This is a genomic window from Lactobacillus sp. X-49 (assembly GCF_057063645.1).
In genome coordinates this window covers 1-22285 of record NZ_JBXSQM010000020.1, presented here as the reverse complement: position 1 = coordinate 22285, position 22285 = coordinate 1, and the positions used below count along the sequence as shown (strand labels likewise).

The following is a 22285-nucleotide window of genomic DNA, read 5'->3' as shown; positions in this document are numbered from 1 at the left end:
CACAACCGGTTAATCAGGCGCTTCATTCCTAAAGGCAAATACATCAAGGATTATGATATGATCCAAATCTACGGCATTGAGGAATGGTGCAATAACCTGCCGCGCAAAATCTTAGCCTACCACACTCTCGATGAATTATATGAGAAAAGATTAGATTGCATCTATCAAATCAAGTAGGGTGTTCAACTTAAAATTGCAATTTTCGAATTATGTAAAAAATCTGCAACCGGGATGCCGTTATAGTCCAAAAGTTTGATCAAGTCATCGGCAGTGATCCGATTGAGGTCCTTTTCCACCTTGGATATAGAAAGAAGGGCTGATTGCTGTTCCAGCCCATTCTCTTGGGGTTTTGTTTACGCGCAGGCGATATTGTTTTAATAATTCACTTGTTGTCATTGGTGGCACCTCAATTCGGATACTTAGTCAATGTCTTTACTACTATTATAAGCTTAATTACGTCTTGAGAACATACAATACCGCATAAAAGCGGATGGTTATATTGAAGTGGCTATCAAGTGTCGTTTTTTATCCTGAAGCACTTCTAAGAAAGCGCTTGACATTATACTATTAGCTGAATATCATTAGATGATAATGATTGTTTATTAAGTGCGGAGGAATTGCGATTGATTAATGAACAAGACTATATTAAGCAAGGGTTGAAAGACGATGGTAACCTGAAGTTAATATTGAGAGGCAGTGTTGAACACAGTAGCAGGGATGCTGAGGTCAAAGTAGGTGTGGTTAGCGTAGTTTATGCGACTCATAATTGTCAAAAAGCCCGGCAGAAATTTGCGGAACTAACCGCGGCTGCAAAAGACGATTACTACATGGTTTACAGCTGCCCTCTTGACACGGATTTGCCCACGCTGGAGCACTATCCTTCAATCCAAATCGGCAAGGACGATTTGGTATAAGAATGTGTTTATGACCAGCTTTGCGGATTTGTTTGAGAATAATTTATGATCAATTATCTGTCTATCCAGTGATTAACTCCATCTTTTTTTCGATTTTACTTGGTTTTTTACTTTAATCATGATATTCTAGATACTAAATTGTGCAGTTAGCATATAAAAAATTGGAGGTGTAGTTTAATGACAACTAAAAGAACTTACCAACCTAAAAAGCGTCATCGTTCACGCGTTCATGGCTTTATGAAGCGGATGAGCACATCAAATGGCCGTAAGGTTTTGGCTAGACGCCGTGCAAAGGGTAGAAAAGTCTTATCTGCTTAAACCACTGAATCCCAGTGGTTTTTTTAATATACAAGAGTGGAATGAAGCATTTTGAGAAAGTCTTATCGAGTTAAAACTGAAAATGATTTTCAACGAGTTTTTATAGCTGGTAATTCAGTTGCTAATCGAGCGTTTGTCATCTACCGAATAGATCAACCAGAGAATGCTCATTTTCGTGTAGGAATCTCAGTCGGTAAAAAAGTGGGGCATAGGGCAGTAGTTCGTAATCGCCTTAAACGCTATATTCGTGCAACCCTGATTGAGAATAAATCAGCAATTGAGCCGCAGATTGATTTTTTAGTGATTGCCCGACCATATGCGCGTGACTTTACAATGGCAGAAGTAAGAAAAAATCTGCTTCATGCACTTGTTTTGGCTAAAATTATTGAAGAAAAATCTGAAGAAGTTGAGGAAGATTAGAGTGAGGGACATTTTAACTAAAAAGAATGTCAAGCGTGTGCTTGCGCTACTAGCAGTGATAACACTGGCCGTTGTGCTAACGGGCTGTGCGTCAGCAGCTACCAAGCAGCCAGCCCCAGTTTCACATACAAGTGGCAACTGGTGGGATCGCTGGATAATTTATTATATGTCAACGTTCTTATTATGGCTTGCTAAACTGATGAACAACAATTATGGCTGGGCAATTATTGTCTTTACTATAATTGTTCGCATAATTTTGTATCCATTAAGTGCAATTCAAATTAAGAGCACGACCAAGATGCAGAGTGTGCAACCTGAAATTGATGCTTTACGCAAAAAATATTCTGGTAATGATACAGAATCGCGGACACTACTTTCGCAAGAAACTAATAAGCTCTATAAAGAAGCTGGTATCAATCCTTATGCGGGCTGTCTGCCACTAATTATTCAGCTGCCTGTGATGTATGCTTTATACGGTGCCATTTGGCGTACACCACAACTTTTGACTGGTCGGTTTTTATGGATGGATTTAGGTAAACCTGATCCATATTTCATTATGCCAATCCTATCAATGATTTTAACGTTTTTGTCAACGTATATCAGCCAATTATCAACGCCCAAGGAATCACAAAATTTATCAACCAAGATGATGACTTATGGAATGGCAATTGTAGTTGGTGTAATGGGAATTTATTTCCAGTCAGCAATAGTTTTATACTGGGTGATTTCTAATCTCTTTCAAGTTGGTCAAACTTTTATCTTGCAGAATCCGATTAAATACCGGCGTGAGCAGGAGGCCAAGTTACAAGCCGAGCGTGAGCGTAAACGGCAATTAAGGAAAACATATAAACGGTTAAAACGGAAAAAATAAATAGCTAATCTAAAATGATTTTTAGATAAAGTAGTCAAAGTGCTTTATACATCATGGTTATTCATGATGTTGTAATGCGCTTTTTTTATTGAAAGGAGTTAAATTATGGCACAAACTTTGACAGAATTTGATACAATAGCTGCTATTTCTACACCGATTGGAGAAGGTGGCATTTCGATTGTGCGAATGTCCGGTGATGCGGCCGTAGAAATTGCCAATAGGGTTTTTAAAGGTGGTAATCTACTTAAAGTTTCAAGCCATACAATTCATTATGGGCATATCATTGACCCAGAAAATAATCAGGTGATTGATGAGGTCATGGTGTCCGTGATGCTTGCACCCAAGACTTTTACACGTGAAGACATTGTCGAAATTAATTGTCATGGTGGGATTGTTGTAACCAATCGTATTTTGCAACTGTTGTTAAAAAGCGGTGCCCGAATGGCTGAACCGGGTGAATTTACTAAGCGGGCATTTGTTAATGGTCGAATTGATTTAACCCAAGCTGAAAGTGTCATGGATATTGTTCGGGCTAAGACAGATCGGGCTCGGCAAGTCGCGGAAAAGCAACTAGAAGGTGGATTGCTGAAAAAAATAAAAGCTATGCGCCAACAAATTTTAGATACATTGGCCAATGTTGAGGTCAATATTGACTATCCTGAATATGATGCGGATACAATTACTGCTGAACAGATTACCAAGGTTTCAAAAGCAGTTATCGAAAAAATTGATGAAATGTTGAAAACTGCTACTGAAGGCACGATATTACGTAATGGCTTAGCCACTGCTATTATTGGTCAGCCAAATGTTGGTAAATCATCCCTTCTTAATTATTTAACAAAAAGTGACACAGCAATTGTTACCGATGTTGCAGGTACTACAAGAGATACGCTAGAAGAATATATTTCAGTTAAGGGTGTTCCACTTAAATTAATTGATACGGCAGGAATTCGTGCTACCGATAACAAGGTGGAAAAAATAGGAGTTGAGCGCTCGAAGCAAGCATTGGCTCAGGCAGATTTAGTTTTGTTACTCTTTGACGCAAGTCGAAAATTATCGTTAGAAGATCGAGCATTAATTAAAGCGACTAATCATAAAAAACGAATAGCTGTTTTGAATAAAACAGATTTAGGTCAAAGAATCAGTGTAGAAGAGATTAAGAAGCTAACTGGTAGTAAAGTAATAGCTACATCTATTTTGCATGAGAAAAACCTTGATCTATTAGAACAAGCAATTAATGAACTTTTCTTTAGTGGAATAGAAAATTCTAATGATCAAATAATGGTAACTAATCAGCGTCAAGTAGGACTACTTGAAAAGGCTAAAAAACAGCTTCAGGACGTAATAGCTGCATTAGATAGTGAAGTCCCACTAGATATTGCTCAAATTGATTTTACGGGTGCTTGGAATACACTTGGAGAAATAACTGGTGAAAGCAGTCCAGATGAACTGATTAATGAATTATTTAGTCAATTTTGTTTAGGAAAATAGGTGCAAAAAGATGATTAAAAGTTACGATTCGAACGATTACGACGTAATCGTTGTGGGTGCTGGGCACGCAGGCTGTGAAGCCGCATTAGCTAGTGCAAAAATGGGTGAAAAGACCTTGCTGTTAACGATTAGTTTGGATATGGTTGCTTTTATGCCATGTAACCCTTCGGTTGGCGGCCCTGCCAAAGGAACGGTTGTACGTGAAATTGATGCACTTGGTGGTCAGATGGGTAAAAGTATTGATGCCACGTATATTCAAATGCGAATGCTTAATACGGGTAAAGGACCTGCTGTGCAAGCACTTCGAGCTCAAGCAGATAAGTGGAAATACCATGAGCATATGAAAAATGTGATTGAGAACACTCCAAATCTTACATTACGTCAGGCTACGGTTGATGAACTGATTGTAGAAAAAGGAATATGTAAAGGATTAATCACTAATACTGGTGCTAGATATTATGCAAAAAGTGTTGTTTTAACCACTGGAACATCTGCACGTGGTCGAATCTATATTGGTGAATTAAATTATTCATCAGGACCTAATAACACGATTCCAGCTATCAAGTTATCTGAAAATTTAGAGAATTTGGGGTTTAAGTTGCGGCGCTTTAAGACGGGAACCCCACCACGTGTTAACAGCAATACGATTGACTATTCTAAAACAGAAGAGGAACCAGGGGACGAAACACCGCGTCACTTTTCTTTTGAAAGCAGGGATGAAGATTATCTCAAAGAGCAGGTTTCTTGTTGGATGACATACACTAATCAAGCAACGCATGAGATTATTAATGACAATCTGTCGCGCTCACCGATGTTTTCAGGTCAAATCAAGGGTGTGGGTCCACGTTATTGCCCTTCGATTGAAACAAAGATTGTTCGTTTTGCAGATAAACCACGGCATCAGATTTTTCTTGAACCAGAGGGAAAGGATACAAAAGAAGTATACGTTGGCGATTTTTCAACCTCAATGCCAGAAGAAATACAACTAAAAATGTTACACTCCGTTGCGGGTCTTGAGCATGCAGAAATGATGCGACCGGGTTATGCAATTGAATATGATGTGGTTGATCCGTGGCAACTTAAACACACGCTAGAAACCAAGATAATTAAAAACTTATTTACTGCAGGCCAGATGAACGGTACTTCTGGATATGAAGAAGCAGCTGGTCAGGGATTAATTGCTGGAATTAATGCAGCGCTGCGTGCTGCTGGCAAGCCTGGGTTTACTTTAGGGCGTGATGAGGCTTATATCGGCGTTTTGATTGATGACTTGGTTACTAAGGGAACCGAAGAACCCTACCGATTGCTTACTTCAAGGGCAGAATATCGTTTGATTTTGCGAAATGATAATGCTGACTTGCGATTGACAGACTATGGTTACGAATTAGGACTCATTTCGCAGCAACGTTATGATCAATTTTTGACCAAAAAAAAGCAGATTAAGAAAGCAACTAATGTGCTTCAAAATATCACAATTCATCCTGAAAAACAGGTGCAAAAATATTTAACTCAAATTGGTGAGGGGCAAATGACTGCAGGTATTAAAGCAGACCTCTTTTTACGACGTCCACGTGTCAAAATTGTCGATATTGAACAATTGAGTGGGGTGTCTATTTCGAATGATCGCTATGTTAAAGAACAAATTGAAATTAATGTCAAATATGCTGGTTACATTCAAAAAGAACAGCAACAAATTGATCGATTGCATCGGCAAGAAGCTAAAAAAATTCCAACTAAGATTGATTATGAAGCGATTGAAGGCTTGGCAACAGAAGCGCGTCAAAAATTTGAGAAAATCCGTCCAGAAACTATTGCTCAAGCAGAGCGAATTTCAGGAGTTAATCCAGCTGACATTGCCATTTTAAGTGTTTATGTTCAAAATGGTCATTATGCAAAAGTAAAAAGATAAATTTAGCAAAAATTTAAAAAATATTTTATAAAAAAATTTAAGGAAAGTAGTACATAAATATCGACTCAATGATCAGGCAATCACAAGTATAAAAACTGATATTATAGAAAATGGATAAAAAATAATTAAACTTTGTGAAACTTATATTTTTATGTAGCGCTTACATATTTGTAATAGCTTAGAATTTAATATACTTGAAATTGTGAAATTATATGTTTTAATACAGTATGTAAGTAACATGTATTTAAGGAGATGCACTTTAAAATGGCAAAAATTAATGGCTCAAATGCTATGCTCCAAGTTTTATTGGACTGGCACATTGATCATATTTATGGTTTTCCAGGTGGTTCATTCGATTCAACAATGAATGCTATCCACGATTTCAAAGATAAGTTAAGATACATTGAGGTTAGACATGAGGAAGCTGGTGCTTTAGCGGCAGCAGCTGAATATAAGTTCACTGGTAAAGCTGGAGTATGTTTCGGTTCAGCTGGACCTGGTGCTGTTCACTTGATGAATGGATTATACGATGCTAAATACGACAAGGTACCAATGGTAGCTATTATTGCTAACGTACCAACTAGTCGCCAAGATATTGACTTCTTCCAAGCTTTTGATGAAAAGCCTTGGTTTGATGCAGTTGCTGTTTGGAATCACCAAATTAAAACTGCAGATCAAATTCCTGGAATGATGGATGAAGCTCTTCGTCAAGCTTATGCTAAGAAGGGACCAGCTGTCTTAATTATTCCTAAGGACTTTGGTTGGGATAAGATTAATGACAACTTCCGTGTAACATACAACACTATTTCAAGTATTCCTAACTATGCTGCTCCTAAGAAGGAAGACGTTGATGCAGCTGTTAAAGTATTAGCAGAAGCTAAGAATCCAGTTGTATACTACGGTATAGGTATGAAAGGTCATGGGGATGTATTAAAGGCTTTTGCAGAGAAGTTCAAGACACCATTACTTTCATCAGTTATTGCTAAGGGTATTGTTGAAGACGAATTTCCTGCATACATGGGTTCAATTGGTCGTGTTGCTCCAAAACCTAGTGATGATATTCAAATGCATGCAGATGCTGTAATTTGGGTTGGTAACAACTCACCATTCTCAGTATTCTTCTTTGATCCTAAAGCTAAGGTTGTTCAAATTGATGTTGATTCTGAAAAATTGGGTAAACGTCACAATGTTGAAGTTCCAATCTTAGCTGATGGTGCTAAGACTTTGCAAGCAATTATTGATGCTGGTGAAGCACGTGAAGAATCACCACTTTATAAGGCAGCTATTGATGATCGTAAGAACTGGGAAGATTGGGAGCACAGTTTCGATGACTCCGATGAAATGCCAATTCGTCGTGAACCAATTTTTGATGTTATTAATAAATTTGCTGATGACAATGCTCAATTTGCTATTGATGTTGGTAACATCAACATTGACTTCCAACGTTTGGTAAACTTACATGACGAACAAACTTGGGCAACTTCAGGCTTATATGCAACTATGGGCTTTGGTTCACCAGCTGCAATCGCAGCAGCAACTGTTCATCCAGACCGTGAAGTTTGGAACTTAGGTGGTGACGGTGGCTTTGCAATGATGAGTCAAGAATTATTGACAGAAGCTCGTTACAACATGCATATTCTTAACGTTGTATTCACTAACGAAACTTTAGGTTTCATTGAAGCTGAACAAGTTGACCAGTCACACCAACCATTATCAGGTGTTATTATGCCAGATAATGATTGGGCAAAGGTTGCTGAAGGTATGAACGTTAAGGGTGTAACTGTACGTACTAAGAAGGAATTTGAAGACGCAGTTAAGGAATTTAAGCAAATGGATGGACCAATGTTAATCGACATCAAGTTCACTCATGACATGCCATACTCAACTGAATTGAATACCCTTGATGATCCAGACTTTGTTAAGAAGTATCAAGCACAAGACTTGAAGCCATTTAGCTACTTTGCTGAAAAATATGGTTTAGTTACTGATACTGCTTCAGGCGCTTCAGAAACTGAAGAAGAACCAGAAGAAGAGTCAGACACTACTTCAGGTGCTTCAGAACATTAATAAATTTAATTTGTAATAAAAAAGCGAAACTTTTTGAAAGTTTCGCTTTTTTTCGTCCTTACAAGTATAATAATAGGGAATGATTTTTAACAGTGGAGGAATAAATATGCAACAATTTGGTGTTATCGGTCTATCAGTTATGGGTAAAAATCTAGCTTTAAATGTTAGAAATAATGGTTTCTCCGTTTCTGGTTTTAGTATTGATAAACAAGAAGTTGATGCTTTTGCAAAGTATGAAGATAAAAAATTAAAACCAACTTATTCTTGGAAAGAATTTGTTAATTCATTAGAAAAGCCGAGAAAAATTTTAATTCAGATTATGGCTGGTAAACCAGTTGATGAAACTTTAGATAAATTACTACCTTTACTTGATAAAGGAGATATTTTATTAGATGGTGGTAACTCAAATTTCCATGATACTAATCGGCGGTTTCATAAGATGCAGGAGCATGGTATCCATTTTATCGGTATGGGAGTATCAGGTGGCGAAGAAGGTGCCTTAAATGGCCCAGCTTTGATGCCTGGTGGTGATGAAGCAGCCTACCGCAAAGTTGCGCCTATTTTAGAAGCAATCGCTGCTAAGAACGCTGAGGGCCAACCATGTGTTAGTTTTATCGGACCAGAAGGAAGTGGCCATTACGTTAAAATGGTTCATAATGGTATCGAATATGGCATTATGCAAGAATTTTCCGAAGTTTACGATATTTTGCGTAAAGTTGCTGGAAAATCTAACAATGAGATGTCAAAGATTTTTGCTGATTGGAATCAAGGTTTAGTTCAAGCATATCTTAGTGAAATTACTTCTGAAGTTTTGAAGCAAAAAGATGAATTGACTCCTGATTACGTAATTGACCATATTTTGAATATCGCTTCATACAAGGGTACAGGCAATTGGATGCTTGAAGATGGTGTTCACCTCGGAGTACCAATTAGTGTAATCGCTGAAGCTGTGCTTGCTCGATTCATGTCAAAGGCTACTACGCGTGAAGGCAAAGAAATTAAATGGATCGGAGAAATTCCAACAGATCTGATTACTAATTTGGAAAAAGCATTACAATTAAGCCAAGCTGTTGCATATGCTCAAGGATTCCAACAACTTAAGATGGCGGCTGATGCTTACAAGTGGGATCTACGTTATCCAGCAATTGCACAATCATGGGAAGCTGGATGTATCATTCGTTCATCAATGCTTAAAGATATTGAGAAAGCATTTGCGGATAGCAAGAAGCTTGATAATATGTTCCAAGACTCTTACTTCAGTGACTTAATGGAAAAGAATATTCCTGCATTGCGGAAAGTTATCGAACTTGCTACTATAGCTGGTATCCCAACACCAACTTTAAGTGCATCATTAAACTACTTAGAATCAATTTTCAATCCAAGTTTGCCAGCTAACTTAATTCAAGGTCAGCGTGATTATTTTGGTGCACATACTTACTTGAGAAATGATCGTGAAGGTGTTTATCACACTGAATGGTATGAAGAAAAATAATTATGTTACACGTGTAACATAAGGAAATTAGTAATAATTAAATGAGTCCCTGAATTGGACTAATGTTGTAAATGTTTATCATATTAGGGCTTGTAGTTGATATTCAATCGGCGTCAAGCCCTTTAGTCTGCACATGATTTGTTCGTTATTTTGTATAAGATTTATAATAGGCAACTGTAGATTTACTATTGAAGTAGTTTCTTGTTTAGATTTATTTCTAGCTCTGTGGGTTTGATATTATATTTGCTTTTTTGTATTTATGTGGCTAATTGATAAAATATTAAACTTTTAAGTCTAAATTTCTCAAAGAAATATGGTTGGTCAAGGCTTGTTTTTGTACGGACTAAATGAAGGTTAGAAAGTAATGATGATAAAGTTCATCAAGAATTTTCAAGCAATTGAAAAAATCAAGGTGGTAGTTTTAGTTAAATGATTATTTAGCCATTAATGAAAAGGTTCAATTTTTGATCTTTTAAATAATTTAATCATAAAAAAGTCCCAAAAGTTATTTAACTTTTGGGACTTTTTTTCATGATTCTAACAGTTTTAAGTTGATAAAAAATCAGTTGCTGTGTTACACTTGTAACAACTTTACTTCAGACGTTTTAAACTAAAAGAAGGTAAGCGGTTCCCAATAAAATAATACCAATTAAATAATCAATTAAGGCGGCAATACCTTTTTTATTGAAGTGGTAATTAGTTCTAAAAGTATGCTTATTAAACCAATAATCTATACTAAATGAAATTATTGCTACTATAAAAATAAAGCCTAGACCAACCATCATTTTGTAATAATTGGAACTAAAGATCAAATTTAAACTAGAAAGTATGGCCAAAATTGTAAACGATAATGCAACTTTATAGTTATTATAAAATTTATTCATTCATAGTTCCTCTTAGTTTGTTAACTATCATAACTTGCTTTTTTAATAATTATATCATAAAAAAGCCATGTTGTCATGGCTTTAATAAATTGATTTTACATGTTGGTTATTAAGAAAAAGATAATAAATACTATAAACAAGACATACATCATTGGTGAAACTTTTTTGGCTTGTTTAGATGCAATCATCGTAATGGGATAAGCAATCATTCCTAAAGCTAAACCATCTGAAATGCTGTAAGTTAAAGGCATTCCAATAACAGTTAGAAAAGCTGGAAAGGCAATTTCGAATTTGTCCCAGTTAATTTTTTTAAGATTACCAGCCATTAAAACACCAACAATAATTAATGCAGGTGCTGTAACTGTGGTTGGAATTACGGCTAATAATGGGCTAAAAATCATACTAATTAAAAAGAAAATACCAATAAAAATTGCCGTTAAACCTGTACGTCCGCCCATAGCTATTCCGGCACTTGATTCAACTGAAGTTCCAAGTGGAGCCGTACCAAGAACTGCACCTTCAACCATTGCTAAGGAATCAGATAAAAAGGCTTTTCCAATACGCGGAATTTTGCCATTTTGATCTACCATACCGGCCTGTTCGGTCATCCCAATTAAGGTTCCAGCAGTGTCAAAAAATGTAACTAATAAAAATGTTAGAACAACCATAAATAATTGCGGTGTATTGATATCTTTAATGTGGAAAATAGCTTGACCAAAAGTTGGAGTAATACTTGGTGCACTGGCTATAATTGCCTTTGGAACGGCAATTTGTCCGATTATAACGCCAAAAACTGCGGTTACAACCATTCCAATAAAAATTGAACCAGGTACATTTAAGGCCATTAAGATGACGGTTAGAGTTAATCCAAAAAGTGTGATCCAAACTGCCGGTGTATTAAACTTGCCTAAAGTGACTAGATTAGATTCACTGTTGACGATTAGTTTACCATTTTGTAAGCCTATAAAAGCAATGAATAAGCCAATTCCGGCAGAAATAGCATATTTTAAATCTTGAGGGATTGCATCAACTACTTTTTCTCGTAGTTTTAAAACTGTAATTAAAATAAAAAGGACTGAGGCAACTAAAACCGCTGCGAGCGCTGTTTGCCAATTAATGTGCATACCGCCACAGACGTTATAAGCAAAAAAGGCAGCGCTGCCTAGCGTTGGAGCTAAGGCAATTGGGTAGTTTGCTACTAGTCCCATAATAAAGCAGCCAATTGCAATTGATAATGCAGTAACTGTAAAGGCAGCTCCCTTATCAATTCCTGCTGCATGTAAAATGTTCGGGTTAACAAAAAGGATGTAGGAGAGGCTGACAAAGGTGGTTAATGCAGCAGTTAACTCACGTTTGACAGTGGTATGAGCATCGTTTAAATGAAAGACTTTTTCTAATGTCATCATTTTTCCTCCAAAAAATATTTAAATAATAAAATACATTATCTAGTGTAGCATAAGCGTATGATTCTAATGAAAAATAATTACAAGAAATTAAAAAAACGAATCTTTTTAGATTCGTTTTTTAAAATTACCACATACCGATAATTTTCATCCATGCTAGCCCGATGATTCCGTAAACCAAGATGTAAAAAATACCAAAGATAAAACTTAACTTCCACCATTCATTTTGCTTAACATATCCTGATGATGCTAAAACAGAAGCTGCTGGACTAGAGTAGTGGGTAGTTGATCCCATAATCGCTGAAAACATTGCCAAAAATTGTGCTGCCATTACTTTAGGGGCACCAGCAGCAATGGCAACTGTTAAAAGCGGTAAATACATTGCAGAGTTATGTGCAGTGGCACTTGCAAATAGGTAATGGGTATAAAACAGTACTAAAGCTAAAATTATTAAAGCAACTAGCCAATTAACTCCTTTAATTTCAGCAGCAATACTGCTAGAGATCCAACCAATGAAACCAAATTGAGTTAACTTTTCTGCCATAAAAACAAGAATAGAAAGCCAAATTAGAATATTCCAAGCTCCTGTTTCACTTAATAAGTCTTTAGGTGAAAGAACACCAGTAAGTAACAATAAAGTTACAGAGATAAAGGCAATTAGAGTGGCATCAATTCCTAATGTACTAGAAAGCATCCATAGAATTAGTGTAATGGCAAAAATTATCGCCATCATTTTTTCAGGTATGGTTAACTTACCCATTTCTTTAAGCTGATCTGTCGCCCACTCTCTTGCATTTGGAGTTTCTTTAACCTCAGGAGGATATAATTTGTAAATAAAATATGGCACTGTAATTAAGCAAATAGCAGCAGGTACAATACTAGCCATTAGCCATGGCATCCAGCTTAGTGTAACACCAGCTTTGCTAGCCAAAGCTACGGCAATTAAGTTTGGGGCACAAGCTGTCATGAATAATGATGATGTAATAATATTAACTTGGAATTCAGTAAAGACAAGGTAAGAACCCATTTTTTTACGTGAAGGATCATTAGGTTTTGAACCAAAGGTATTTGCTAAGGACTTAATTAATGGATAAACAACACCACCTGCTCTGGCAGCATTAGAAGGTGTTGCTGGGGAAACAAGTAAGTCAATTGCTCCAATCGCGTAACCAAGACCTAAGGATTTATGTCCAAACCATTTAACAAAATAAAGGGCAATTCTTTGACCTAAACCTGTTTTAACAATTCCACGTGAAATCATGAATGCCATAACGATTAGCCAAGCTGACGAGTTGGCAAATGCATTAATTGCTCCCTTTTCAATTACCTTGCCATTTACTACTTTATCAGCTAAGGGCACTAGGCCTAAAACAATAGTTAAAGTAAAACCAATTAAAGTAACACCACTAATAGAAAGTGGTAAAGTAATACAACCAGCAATAGTAGCAATAAAAATTGCTAACATATGCCATGCTGCAACTGTTACTCCAGCTGGACGTATAGGGGTAGTGAACCAAAAGATTAAACCTAATACAATCGGCATAATGAATTTTTTGTAATCGATATTTTCAAGTGCTTTCATAAAGACCTCTTTTGAAATTTAAGTTAATATATTGATGCAAAACAACATATACTACATTTGCACATTTTACCATAGATATATTTTGTTTAATAGTAAAGTCTTTAGAAATTTAGAACCCATAAGAAGATGATAAAGACGATGAATAAGATCCACATCATAGGGGTGATTTCTTTACCACGTTTAGCAGCAATCATACATATTGGGTAGGTAATTATTCCAAGAGCCAGACCGTCAGAAATTGAATAAGTCAGTGGCATTCCAATTAAAATTAAAAAAGCAGGGACAGCGATCTCCATTTTATCCCAATGTACGTGCAAAGTATTTTGAGCCATTAACACGCCAACAATGATCAATGCTGGGGCGGTTACGTGAGTTGTAAACAAGCTTAATAGAGGACTAAAAATCATTGAAATTAAGAAGAAAATGGCTACAAAGACAGCAGTTAAGCCAGTGCGCCCACCGACAGCAATTCCAGCACTTGATTCTACGAATGCACCTACGGGTGAAGTTCCTAAAATTGATCCCACCATCATTGCTGTAGAATCTGAAGTTAAGGCTTTACCAACTCGGGGCATTTTATTATTTTTCATAAAACCAGCTTGCTGTGCCAAGCCAATCAAAGTACCAGCTGTGTCAAAAAAGGTGACAAGCAGAAAAGTTAAAACGACAACCCACATTTGAAGTGAATTAATGTCTTTTATGTGAAAAACAGCTTGCCCAAAAGTTGGCGCAATACTTGGTGCTAAAGAAATCATCTTATTAGGTAATGCAATTTGACCAGTTATAACACCAAAAATGGCTGCTAAAACCATTCCGATAAAGATAGCACCAGGAATATTAATAATCATTAGAATAACCGTTATTAATAATCCAAAAATAGTAATCCAAACTGCAGGATCATGCAATGAGCCAAGACCAACTAGGGTAGACTTATTACCAACGATTAAACCGCCATCTTGCATACCTAAAAAGGCAATAAAAAGCCCAATTCCTGCAGAAATGGCAAATTTTAAATCTGCAGGGATTGCATTGATGATTTTTTCTCTTAGTTTAAACATAGTAATTAAGATAAAAATTATTGAAGAAACAAAAACAGCTGCTAATGCGGTTTGCCATGAAACATGCATGCCCACACAAACGGTGTAAGCAAAGAATGCATTAATACCTAAAGCGGGAGCCTCACCTATTGGATAGTTAGCGATAATCCCCATCAGTGCAGTGCCTAGAGCACTAGCTAAGGCTGTTGCAGTAAAAACGGCTCCCTTGTCCATTCCACTAGCGCCTAAAACACTTGGATTAACAAACAAAATATAAGACATGCTTATAAAAGTCGTCAGGCCCGCTAAAAATTCCACTTTTATACTTGTTTTATATTTATTAAGCTGAAAATAGCTTTTTATAAAATTCATTTGATTACTCCTATGGATAAATGTTCGTATTTTTGGCAAATTAAACAACTTCTATAGTGTAACACTGATACAAATTAATGTAAATACGAATTATATGTGAAAATAATTTTGAAATATAATATTATTTACTGAGTAACTTTAGATAATAAAGTCACAAATTAACTTAAATTTTGTAATAGCCAGTTCAATTAAGTAAAATTATGGTTATAAAGAAGATATTAGAGAATATGAAATGACCAAGATGTAAGTATTTCCTGGGAAATATTCATAAAAGAATAAATTGTTTCGATAATTTGCTTGGGGTAAAAAAATTAATAATGCGGCATGTCTACTAGTTATTGAGTTAAAATCAACTGTTAAGAATGTTTTCGGGATATTAGTTATTCAATAATGGTGATTGTGCACGATTGCCAAACCATTTATCATTAATTTTTTTTAGAGTTCCGTCTTGACTGAATTTATTCAAAGCATAGTTAATCTTTTTTTGGAGAAAATGATCGTTTTTCCGAAGACCGACTGCAAATTCTTCTCTTGAAAATGGGGTAGCAACTTCAGTAAATTGTGCCGGATTTTTTTGATGAGAAATATAGTAATTTGCATAGGTACTATCAATTAGGAGCCCTTGAATACGGTGAGCAGTGAGATCAATGAATGCATTTGTAAATGAATCATAAAGAATAGGGGTTTGATTTTTTATCTGATTTTTAAAAATTGTAGGATAGTTCATTATATCGTTATATCCAGAAGAGCCTGTTTGGACGCCCAAAGTTTTATTCTTCATTGCTTGAGGACGATTGATTTTATTCTTTTTCAATGCTACTAAAACTTGTGAGCCATATAAATAAGTTTTACTAAAAGCAACTTTTTCTTCTCTAGCAGGTGTTTTGCTAAAACCGTTCCAAATCAAATCAATTGTGCCATTACGTAGTTCTGTAGTGTTCATTGACCAATCTATTGTTTGATAATTTACTTTCAAACCATATAATTTGAAAACAGCATTGGCTAAATCAACGTCATAACCAACTAATTGGCCATTGTTTTGCCGAAAATCCATAGGTACAAATGTATCATCAATTCCAATGGTAATATAGCCCCGCTCTTTGATACGTTCCCAGTTGTCAGTAGAGTTAGTATGCTGGCCAATAGTAATGCCACTACAAGCAGATAAAATCAAACTATAAATAAATAATAATATTAAAGTCACAAAACGTTTAGTCTTCACTCAGATTACCTTCTCATTTATCTAAAGCATTAACTGTAAAAACCATATCAGCGATTTGATTAGCAAACTCCATATCATGGGTAACAATAATTTGTGTTATTTGATTTTGGCTTTTTAGTTGTAAAATGATATCTGCAATTTTGTTTCGTAATGCTGGATCCAATGCAGAAGTTGGCTCATCGTAACATAAAATTCGAGGTTTCATAGCCATTGCTCGAGCAATGGCTACTCGTTGCTTTTGTCCTCCGGAAAGTTGGTAAGGATATAATTGTTCTGCGTTAACTAAGTCAAGTTCATTAAGCAGTTTTCGAGCAGTTTCTTGAGCGACGGAAAGTTTTTCTTTTGATACTAGGGTTGGAGCGAGCGTTATATTATTAATTACTGTTAAGTTAGGAAAAAGTTCGTAGTTTTGGAAGACAACGCCCATAATTTGTTCATTTTGACGAGGTTGAGTTGGGTTGAACTCTTTGTTATTCCAATAAAAATGTCCCTCATCGACTTTTTCAAGTCCATTAAGACAGCGTAGTAAGGTGGTTTTACCTGCACCAGATGAGCCAACAATTGCAAGAATTTGTTTATCAGGGATTGTAAGATTAAGCTTATTTAGAATAACTTTTGAACCAAATTTTTTAGTAATATTTTTTAATTCAAGCATAATTTTTCCTTTTCACTTATTTCCACTTTGAATAATTTTGTTCTATTTGCTTCAATAGAAACGAAATTAAACCAGTCATTATCAAATAAATAACACCGACTAGGATAAGAGGAATTAAGGTGACATCACGTGCTGTTGCAACATTTCCGGCTCGTAGAAGTTCGCCTAATCCAATTACGTAAACCAAGGAAGTATCTTTAACAAGATTAATGATTTCATTGCCGATTGACGGTATCACAATTTTGTTAACTTGGGGAATAATAACGTGTTGAAGAGTTTGCCAGGAGTTAAGTTGGAGAACATGGGCACTTTCATATTGACATGTAGGTACGGATTGAAAACCGCCACGAAAAATTTCTGCAAAATAAGCAGAATAATTAATAATTAAGGCAAATAAAGCGGCGTCATAACGTTGGAAAATAATTCCAATGATTGGTAACCCATAAAAAATGAAAATAAGCTGCAGTAATAGGGGTGTTCCGCGCATAATCCAGACATAAAATTTCAAGAACAGCCGTAAGAGCTTAAAAGGAGACAATAAGCCTATACTAACAATAATTCCTAAAGGAATAGAAATAATAATTGTCCAGAAAAATAAAAGTAAAGTCATTTGCGCACCTGAAAGTAAGGAGGGCAAGATTGAGATAATGTAATTCATTGGTTAACTCCTTTATAATTCATTTTTCCAGTAGGTGCATGTTTTAATGTTTTATTAGCTGTCGTGATCAAACATGCAAGAAATTATCTATAAGCATAACATAAATGATCTAAAGTTGATGTTTTAATTACCAATATTAACAGCTTTTCATGTAAAATGAATTTCAATTGAATTGAGACATATAAGATATTGCTCAAATAAGTATTAACAATTTAGTTTTTCTGCTAGATTGACATGATTTTCAAATTCTTACTCGTTTTTATATTTCTAACGTCTTTAGGAATAATATTAATCAAAGATATGTAAAATGAGTTGTAACTAATTGAGCAAAAGATTTACTGGACACTAATCATTGAAGTTTATAGTTAAAAGGTTATGCCCGCCACTATTTCACACCAAGGACTAGAAATTTCTTAATTTAAGAACTTAAAATTTCTATTTTAGTCCATGATTCATAGGATTATGCAACTCTTAATGATTCTTAATTGTGAAATGTTTTACGGCTTTGAGAAAATTTGAAAAATCTTGATAAACTAGAAGATGTAATTAAAGACTACGTCGAGTATTGCAATGCAAAAGAAATAAGGACAAATAAAAAGGACTAATCCTGATCGTATATCAAGAATTAGTCCTTAACTAAAAAATTAATAATTTATTCTAATCTAGAAAAAAGAATATTGTCTTTTAGACTGACTGTTTTTAATTAGGTTGTATATTATTGTTCTGCAATTTCAATTTCAGTTGATTTATCCCATGATTGAGGTAATTTTCCAATCTCTTTTAACTTTTTAACAATTTGATCTAGAACAATTTCCCTATCTTGGTCATTGGTCATAAAGTCAAGCTGATCGCCATCAATTTCCATTTTGGGCGAGTGATCATAATTTTCATACCACGGCTTATAATAGCGTAATAAACGTTTATAATAGTCTTCAAGTGTTGCATCATAACTAAGTTGCTCATAAGGACGACCACGTTTTTTAATTCTTTTAAGCATTGTATTATATGACACTTTAATGTGAACTAATAGATCAGGGTTCTTTTTTGGCATATGATTAAGCTCAGTCATCATATTATTTAAAAGTTCATAGTATGTGTCAATTTCTTCTTTAGTTGCACGGCCTATATCGGCATTCATTTGGAAAAAGAGAGCATCTTCATAAATTGAGCGATCAAGAACATTATTGTCATCAGTCAATGCATCTTTGATACTTCTAAAACGTGTGTTTAAGAAAAATACTTGTAATAAAAAGGCATAATTTTTAGGATCTGCATAAAAGAGTGGTAAGACGGGGTTATCATCAACACTTTCATAAAAAGGTTTAGTTCCTAAATAATTAGCTAAAATACTGGTTAAACTGGATTTACCGGCTCCAATTGGCCCACTTAAAACAATAACTGTCATCACTTTCCTTCTTCATTATAAATTTCCAATCGTAAGCAGTTTATCGTCAATTTGCTTTAAAACTTCTTTTTTAGCAGTTTCATCGAGGATAAAATCAAACTGATCACCATCAATTGACATTTTCGGTGATGCGTTATAACTTTCATACCATGGCTCGTAATAATTAATCAAGCGCGAATAATAATCCTTTAAGCTGGGGTCCGTACTTATCTGCTCGTAAGAGCGACCGCGCTTTTTGATTCTATTTAGCATGGTATCAAGTGATACGTGAATATAGATCAATAAGTCAGGTTTTTTACTCGGATTACCTGGAGTATCTTCCAGCATATTTTTCAGCAAACTATCGTAAATTTTAAATTCTGTTGGATCAGCAACAGAATTTTCCGCATTCATTTTAAAGAAGAGAGCATCTTCATAAATTGAACGATCCGAAACACTGTTCTTTTCCTTAATTGCTTGATTAATTTGAGCCAAACGATGGTTGAGTAGATAGATATTAAGCAAAAAAGTATATCGTTTCATATCTTGATAATACAAGGGAAGGACCGGATTATTATCAACTCCCTCATAGAAAGCTTGTGTACCTAAATGTTCAGCTAAAATACTGGTTAAACTGGATTTACCGGCTCCAATTGGCCCACTTAAAACAATAACTGTCATCACGTTCTTTCTTAAATACTATATCTTGATTACTTCCTAGTTTAGTACAATATATAGTGGCAAACAAGAGGAAAATAAATTGAAATTGGATGGCAAATGTCAAGTGATTTTGTATAATACAGTACAATTTTTTGCTTGTCTATTGATCACAAAACATGTTACACGTGAAACTTATAAAAATCTTGGTTGAAACTAGAAAGAGATGTAGTTATGAATTAATCTCACGCAATTGAGGTGTTTCATAATTGTTAGACATACTGAGATACACCTAAATTAATGATTATTACTCAGACTGTGTTTCAAAAAAGTGACTGCTATAATGATGTTTTTGGAGAAACAGCTGTTTACTTAGTTGAACTGTAATTATCTGAACGATTTTATGATCAGCTTGTTAGGATAAATTAAATGGATACTTAAATTTATGTATATTGTTTTAACAATATTAAAAGACCTAACAAATAAAATACACGCCCCAATAAATATTGGGATCGTGTATTTAAAACTAATTAGTAAATGATAAACTTTTTGATTACACCCCAGTTAAAGTTTAGTTTACTCTATTAGTCATTTGTTTTTTTTTAATATCTTCTGTCTTATCATCAATTTTGTTTTCAACTTTATCTACGCGGCTACCAATTTTTTCTTTAGCATCTTTGGTTGTGCCAGTGATTTTGTCTTGCAAGCTAACGGAATCTTTTTCATGTTGCTCTTTAGTCTTAATATCGACAACAGTAACATTGACTTCAACTGTATCCAAGCCGGTCATTTCTTTAACTTTATCATAAATCTTTTTCTTGATTTGGTCATATAACTTGGCTATTTCAACACCGTATTCTGCGACAATTTCAATGTCAACGGCAACTTGCTTTTTGCCAACTTCAACATTGATGCCATTGGTAACATCGTCGGTATTAACGATTTTATCAGCTAAGTTTGAGAAGAAACCACCATTAACTGTTAGGAGTCCTTTAATATCAGATAAAGCAATTCCAATAATTTTTTGAATTACCTTTGAATCATAATTTAAGTCACCTTTAACTTCGTGTTTTGAATTATTTTCTGTCATATAAATTTCCTTTCATATGTTTATTTGTTTTTTAAATTTTTAAGCAATGGTCCATAATGACCAACTAAAGCACCAACAACTAACATTACTATTACAAAAATCGTCTTAAAAAATCCCAATCCTATAAAGCAAAGTGCTAATAGTATTCCAAGTATTGCACCACTTATTTCTGGAAAGTACTTTTGTAAATTTTCTTTCATTTCTGCCTCCTTTATTGAACTCGTTGTTCTGATTTAGCAGAAGAATGATAGTTTACAAATTTAATTTTGATTTTGGGCTTCTGCTCAATTCCTAAATATTGTTTGAGGTTTTTTTCCAGTTCTGCTAAATAATCATTAAGCAGGTTTGATACGTTTTCACTAGAACCGAGATCACCACTAATCCGTATTTTAATTTTACGATTAGTTAACCTTGAATCAACCTTGGCTTTGTTCAAATATGGTAAGTCCGCTAAAGAATTCATTACATAACCATTAATTGCTTTACTGGTGATTTTAACTTGTCCGTCCCGCTTATGAATTAAATTGAAGTATCGTTGTACTGGCCAGAATAAGATGGTTATCAAACTAATAACTAGTATTAAAAGGATAACTGCACTGATACCTACTAAGTACCAGGAAAAAATTGGGTTAAGCTTACCTAATGAAGGCAAGCTAATCTTTAAATATTGTTGCCAAAGATTATTATTTTCCCAAAGAAGGTAAACTGGTATGGGTAATAATAAAATTATCCAGAGGATCAGTAACCATTTTTTACTCCGCTTCAATTAATCACCATCCTTTCTAAGTATATCCTAATTATAATACACAATATTTAGCCAGCCTAATGATATGCACCAATCATATACAATATTGCGTTAATATATTAAAATAAAAAGAGCTACTTAAAGCAGCTCTTTAAAAAGGTATGACAAGATATTAACGATAATTTTCATTTAATTTGCTTGCGGCTTCTTGATCGACAATTAAAGTAACGTTGCCATGATTTTGTAAAATGGAGGCAGGGACTTCTTCAGTTACTGGCCCCTCAACCATCTTCTTGACAGCATCGGCTTTATTTTCGCCAAAAGCCATGATTACAATCTTTTTAGCAGACATAATATTAGCAATTCCCATACAAATTGCAGATTTAGGCACTTCATCAATATTGCTGAAGAACCGAGAGTTAGCTTTAATAGTGTTTTTGGTTAGTTTCACTTCATGAGTGACTGAATCAAAAGAGGTTCCGGGTTCATTAAAAGCGATGTGACCATTTTGTCCTAGACCGAGAAGTTGGATGTCGATTGGATTGTCCTGAATGATCTGGTTGTAATTAGCAGAAGTCTCCTCAGGATCCTTGATAGCTTTAATGCCATCAGGTACATATGAATTCTTAAATGGCTTTTGTTCAAATAAATGCTTTTGCATAAAATAATGATAGCTTTGGTCATTATCGGCTGAAAGACCAACATATTCATCTAAATTGATACTAGTCAATTTGCTGTTATCTAAATTGCTCTTAGTCCATTGTTGATAAAGATCTTCAGGCGTGGAACCAGTGGCTAAACCAATAACTTTAGCACCACTTTCGATGCTTTCTTTAAAGATTTCAAACGCTTTTGTACTTGCTTCAGCTTTATTACCTGTAATTATAACTTTCATATGTATTCCTCCCAAAATAACTAAATTAATTATAAATTGGTATATGCCAATTTGTCAATAGAAGAAATCTTATTCCACTAATTTATAATATTGGTAAATTGTAAAATGAAGTTGAACACTTGCCCTAATTAAAAAATGAAAAAAGTCCATTGGACTTCTTTGATAGAATGTAATTACCCAATCAATTCTAGAAAGAAGTTACCAATGAACTCGCTTAAT

General features: G+C 34.8%; 21 protein-coding genes and 1 pseudogene. 9 read left to right on the top strand and 13 right to left on the bottom strand.

Going from position 1 to position 22285, the window contains the following annotated elements; translation table 11 throughout:
• From ACYIAQ_RS08500 to gndA, 9 genes and pseudogenes are all read left to right on the top strand, one after another.
• A pseudogene (locus tag ACYIAQ_RS08500) lies at nucleotides 1–177 on the top strand (IS30 family transposase); the annotation flags it as partial.
• A gap of 446 nt (nucleotides 178–623) precedes the next feature.
• Nucleotides 624–914 carry a hypothetical protein gene (locus tag ACYIAQ_RS08495; protein ID WP_233551622.1) on the top strand — a complete coding sequence of 97 codons (291 nt, stop codon included), beginning with the start codon at nucleotides 624–626 and terminating at the stop codon, nucleotides 912–914.
• A 177-nt stretch (nucleotides 915–1091) separates the two neighbouring features.
• Nucleotides 1092–1232, top strand: coding sequence for a 50S ribosomal protein L34 (gene rpmH, locus ACYIAQ_RS08490; RefSeq protein ID WP_003549412.1), 141 nt, complete (start codon nucleotides 1092–1094; stop codon nucleotides 1230–1232).
• A gap of 51 nt (nucleotides 1233–1283) precedes the next feature.
• On the top strand, nucleotides 1284–1652 hold the full coding sequence (gene rnpA / locus ACYIAQ_RS08485) for a ribonuclease P protein component (RefSeq protein ID WP_483563399.1): 369 nt from the start codon (nucleotides 1284–1286) through the stop codon (nucleotides 1650–1652).
• 1 nt (nucleotide 1653) lies between these two features.
• The gene (locus ACYIAQ_RS08480; protein WP_483563398.1) at nucleotides 1654–2523 is read left to right on the top strand and encodes a YidC/Oxa1 family membrane protein insertase; all 870 of its coding nucleotides are present in this window, start codon (nucleotides 1654–1656) and stop codon (nucleotides 2521–2523) included.
• 105 nt (nucleotides 2524–2628) lie between these two features.
• Nucleotides 2629–4014 (top strand): tRNA uridine-5-carboxymethylaminomethyl(34) synthesis GTPase MnmE, encoded by a 1386-nt coding sequence (gene mnmE, locus ACYIAQ_RS08475; RefSeq protein WP_483563396.1) that lies wholly within the window; start codon nucleotides 2629–2631, stop codon nucleotides 4012–4014.
• Between the two features lie 10 nt (nucleotides 4015–4024).
• Nucleotides 4025–5923, top strand: coding sequence for a tRNA uridine-5-carboxymethylaminomethyl(34) synthesis enzyme MnmG (mnmG, locus tag ACYIAQ_RS08470; protein WP_483563395.1), 1899 nt, complete (start codon nucleotides 4025–4027; stop codon nucleotides 5921–5923).
• 264 nt (nucleotides 5924–6187) lie between these two features.
• On the top strand, nucleotides 6188–7990 hold the full coding sequence (gene spxB / locus ACYIAQ_RS08465) for a pyruvate oxidase (protein ID WP_483563394.1): 1803 nt from the start codon (nucleotides 6188–6190) through the stop codon (nucleotides 7988–7990).
• A gap of 106 nt (nucleotides 7991–8096) precedes the next feature.
• Nucleotides 8097–9482, top strand: a complete 1386-nt coding sequence (gene gndA, locus ACYIAQ_RS08460; RefSeq protein WP_483563393.1) for an NADP-dependent phosphogluconate dehydrogenase — start codon at nucleotides 8097–8099, stop codon at nucleotides 9480–9482.
• 605 nt (nucleotides 9483–10087) lie between these two features.
• Here gndA and ACYIAQ_RS08455 read toward each other — a convergent pair.
• From ACYIAQ_RS08455 to ACYIAQ_RS08395, 13 genes are all read right to left on the bottom strand, one after another.
• A complete protein-coding gene (locus ACYIAQ_RS08455) occupies nucleotides 10088–10366 on the bottom strand; it encodes a hypothetical protein (protein ID WP_483563392.1) in 279 nt (92 codons plus the stop codon).
• Nucleotides 10367–10461: 95 nt separating this feature from the next.
• Nucleotides 10462–11772: an NCS2 family permease gene (locus tag ACYIAQ_RS08450; protein WP_483563391.1), complete on the bottom strand. Its 1311-nt coding sequence runs from the start codon at nucleotides 11770–11772 to the stop codon at nucleotides 10462–10464.
• A 124-nt stretch (nucleotides 11773–11896) separates the two neighbouring features.
• Complete coding sequence (locus ACYIAQ_RS08445; protein WP_483563390.1) at nucleotides 11897–13351, bottom strand: DASS family sodium-coupled anion symporter; 1455 nt, start codon at nucleotides 13349–13351, stop codon at nucleotides 11897–11899.
• A gap of 101 nt (nucleotides 13352–13452) precedes the next feature.
• Nucleotides 13453–14760: an NCS2 family permease gene (locus ACYIAQ_RS08440; protein ID WP_483563389.1), complete on the bottom strand. Its 1308-nt coding sequence runs from the start codon at nucleotides 14758–14760 to the stop codon at nucleotides 13453–13455.
• Between the two features lie 376 nt (nucleotides 14761–15136).
• Complete coding sequence (locus ACYIAQ_RS08435; RefSeq protein WP_483563388.1) at nucleotides 15137–15982, bottom strand: amino acid ABC transporter substrate-binding protein; 846 nt, start codon at nucleotides 15980–15982, stop codon at nucleotides 15137–15139.
• Nucleotides 15983–15995: 13 nt separating this feature from the next.
• Entirely contained in the window at nucleotides 15996–16637 is a 642-nt protein-coding gene (locus ACYIAQ_RS08430) for an amino acid ABC transporter ATP-binding protein (RefSeq protein ID WP_483563387.1), read from the bottom strand.
• 16 nt (nucleotides 16638–16653) lie between these two features.
• Nucleotides 16654–17295: an amino acid ABC transporter permease gene (locus ACYIAQ_RS08425; protein WP_483563386.1), complete on the bottom strand. Its 642-nt coding sequence runs from the start codon at nucleotides 17293–17295 to the stop codon at nucleotides 16654–16656.
• Nucleotides 17296–18010: 715 nt separating this feature from the next.
• Nucleotides 18011–18700 carry a deoxynucleoside kinase gene (locus ACYIAQ_RS08420; RefSeq protein ID WP_483563385.1) on the bottom strand — a complete coding sequence of 230 codons (690 nt, stop codon included), beginning with the start codon at nucleotides 18698–18700 and terminating at the stop codon, nucleotides 18011–18013.
• Nucleotides 18701–18715: 15 nt separating this feature from the next.
• Nucleotides 18716–19363, bottom strand: coding sequence for a deoxynucleoside kinase (locus ACYIAQ_RS08415; protein ID WP_122019501.1), 648 nt, complete (start codon nucleotides 19361–19363; stop codon nucleotides 18716–18718).
• A gap of 544 nt (nucleotides 19364–19907) precedes the next feature.
• On the bottom strand, nucleotides 19908–20426 hold the full coding sequence (locus tag ACYIAQ_RS08410; RefSeq protein WP_122019497.1) for an Asp23/Gls24 family envelope stress response protein: 519 nt from the start codon (nucleotides 20424–20426) through the stop codon (nucleotides 19908–19910).
• A 20-nt stretch (nucleotides 20427–20446) separates the two neighbouring features.
• Complete coding sequence (locus ACYIAQ_RS08405; protein ID WP_483563384.1) at nucleotides 20447–20626, bottom strand: DUF2273 domain-containing protein; 180 nt, start codon at nucleotides 20624–20626, stop codon at nucleotides 20447–20449.
• An 11-nt stretch (nucleotides 20627–20637) separates the two neighbouring features.
• The gene (gene amaP, locus ACYIAQ_RS08400) at nucleotides 20638–21192 is read right to left on the bottom strand and encodes an alkaline shock response membrane anchor protein AmaP (protein ID WP_122019489.1); all 555 of its coding nucleotides are present in this window, start codon (nucleotides 21190–21192) and stop codon (nucleotides 20638–20640) included.
• Between the two features lie 151 nt (nucleotides 21193–21343).
• Complete coding sequence (locus ACYIAQ_RS08395) at nucleotides 21344–22066, bottom strand: glucosamine-6-phosphate deaminase (RefSeq protein ID WP_483563383.1); 723 nt, start codon at nucleotides 22064–22066, stop codon at nucleotides 21344–21346.
• Nucleotides 22067–22285: the final 219 nt, after the last annotated feature.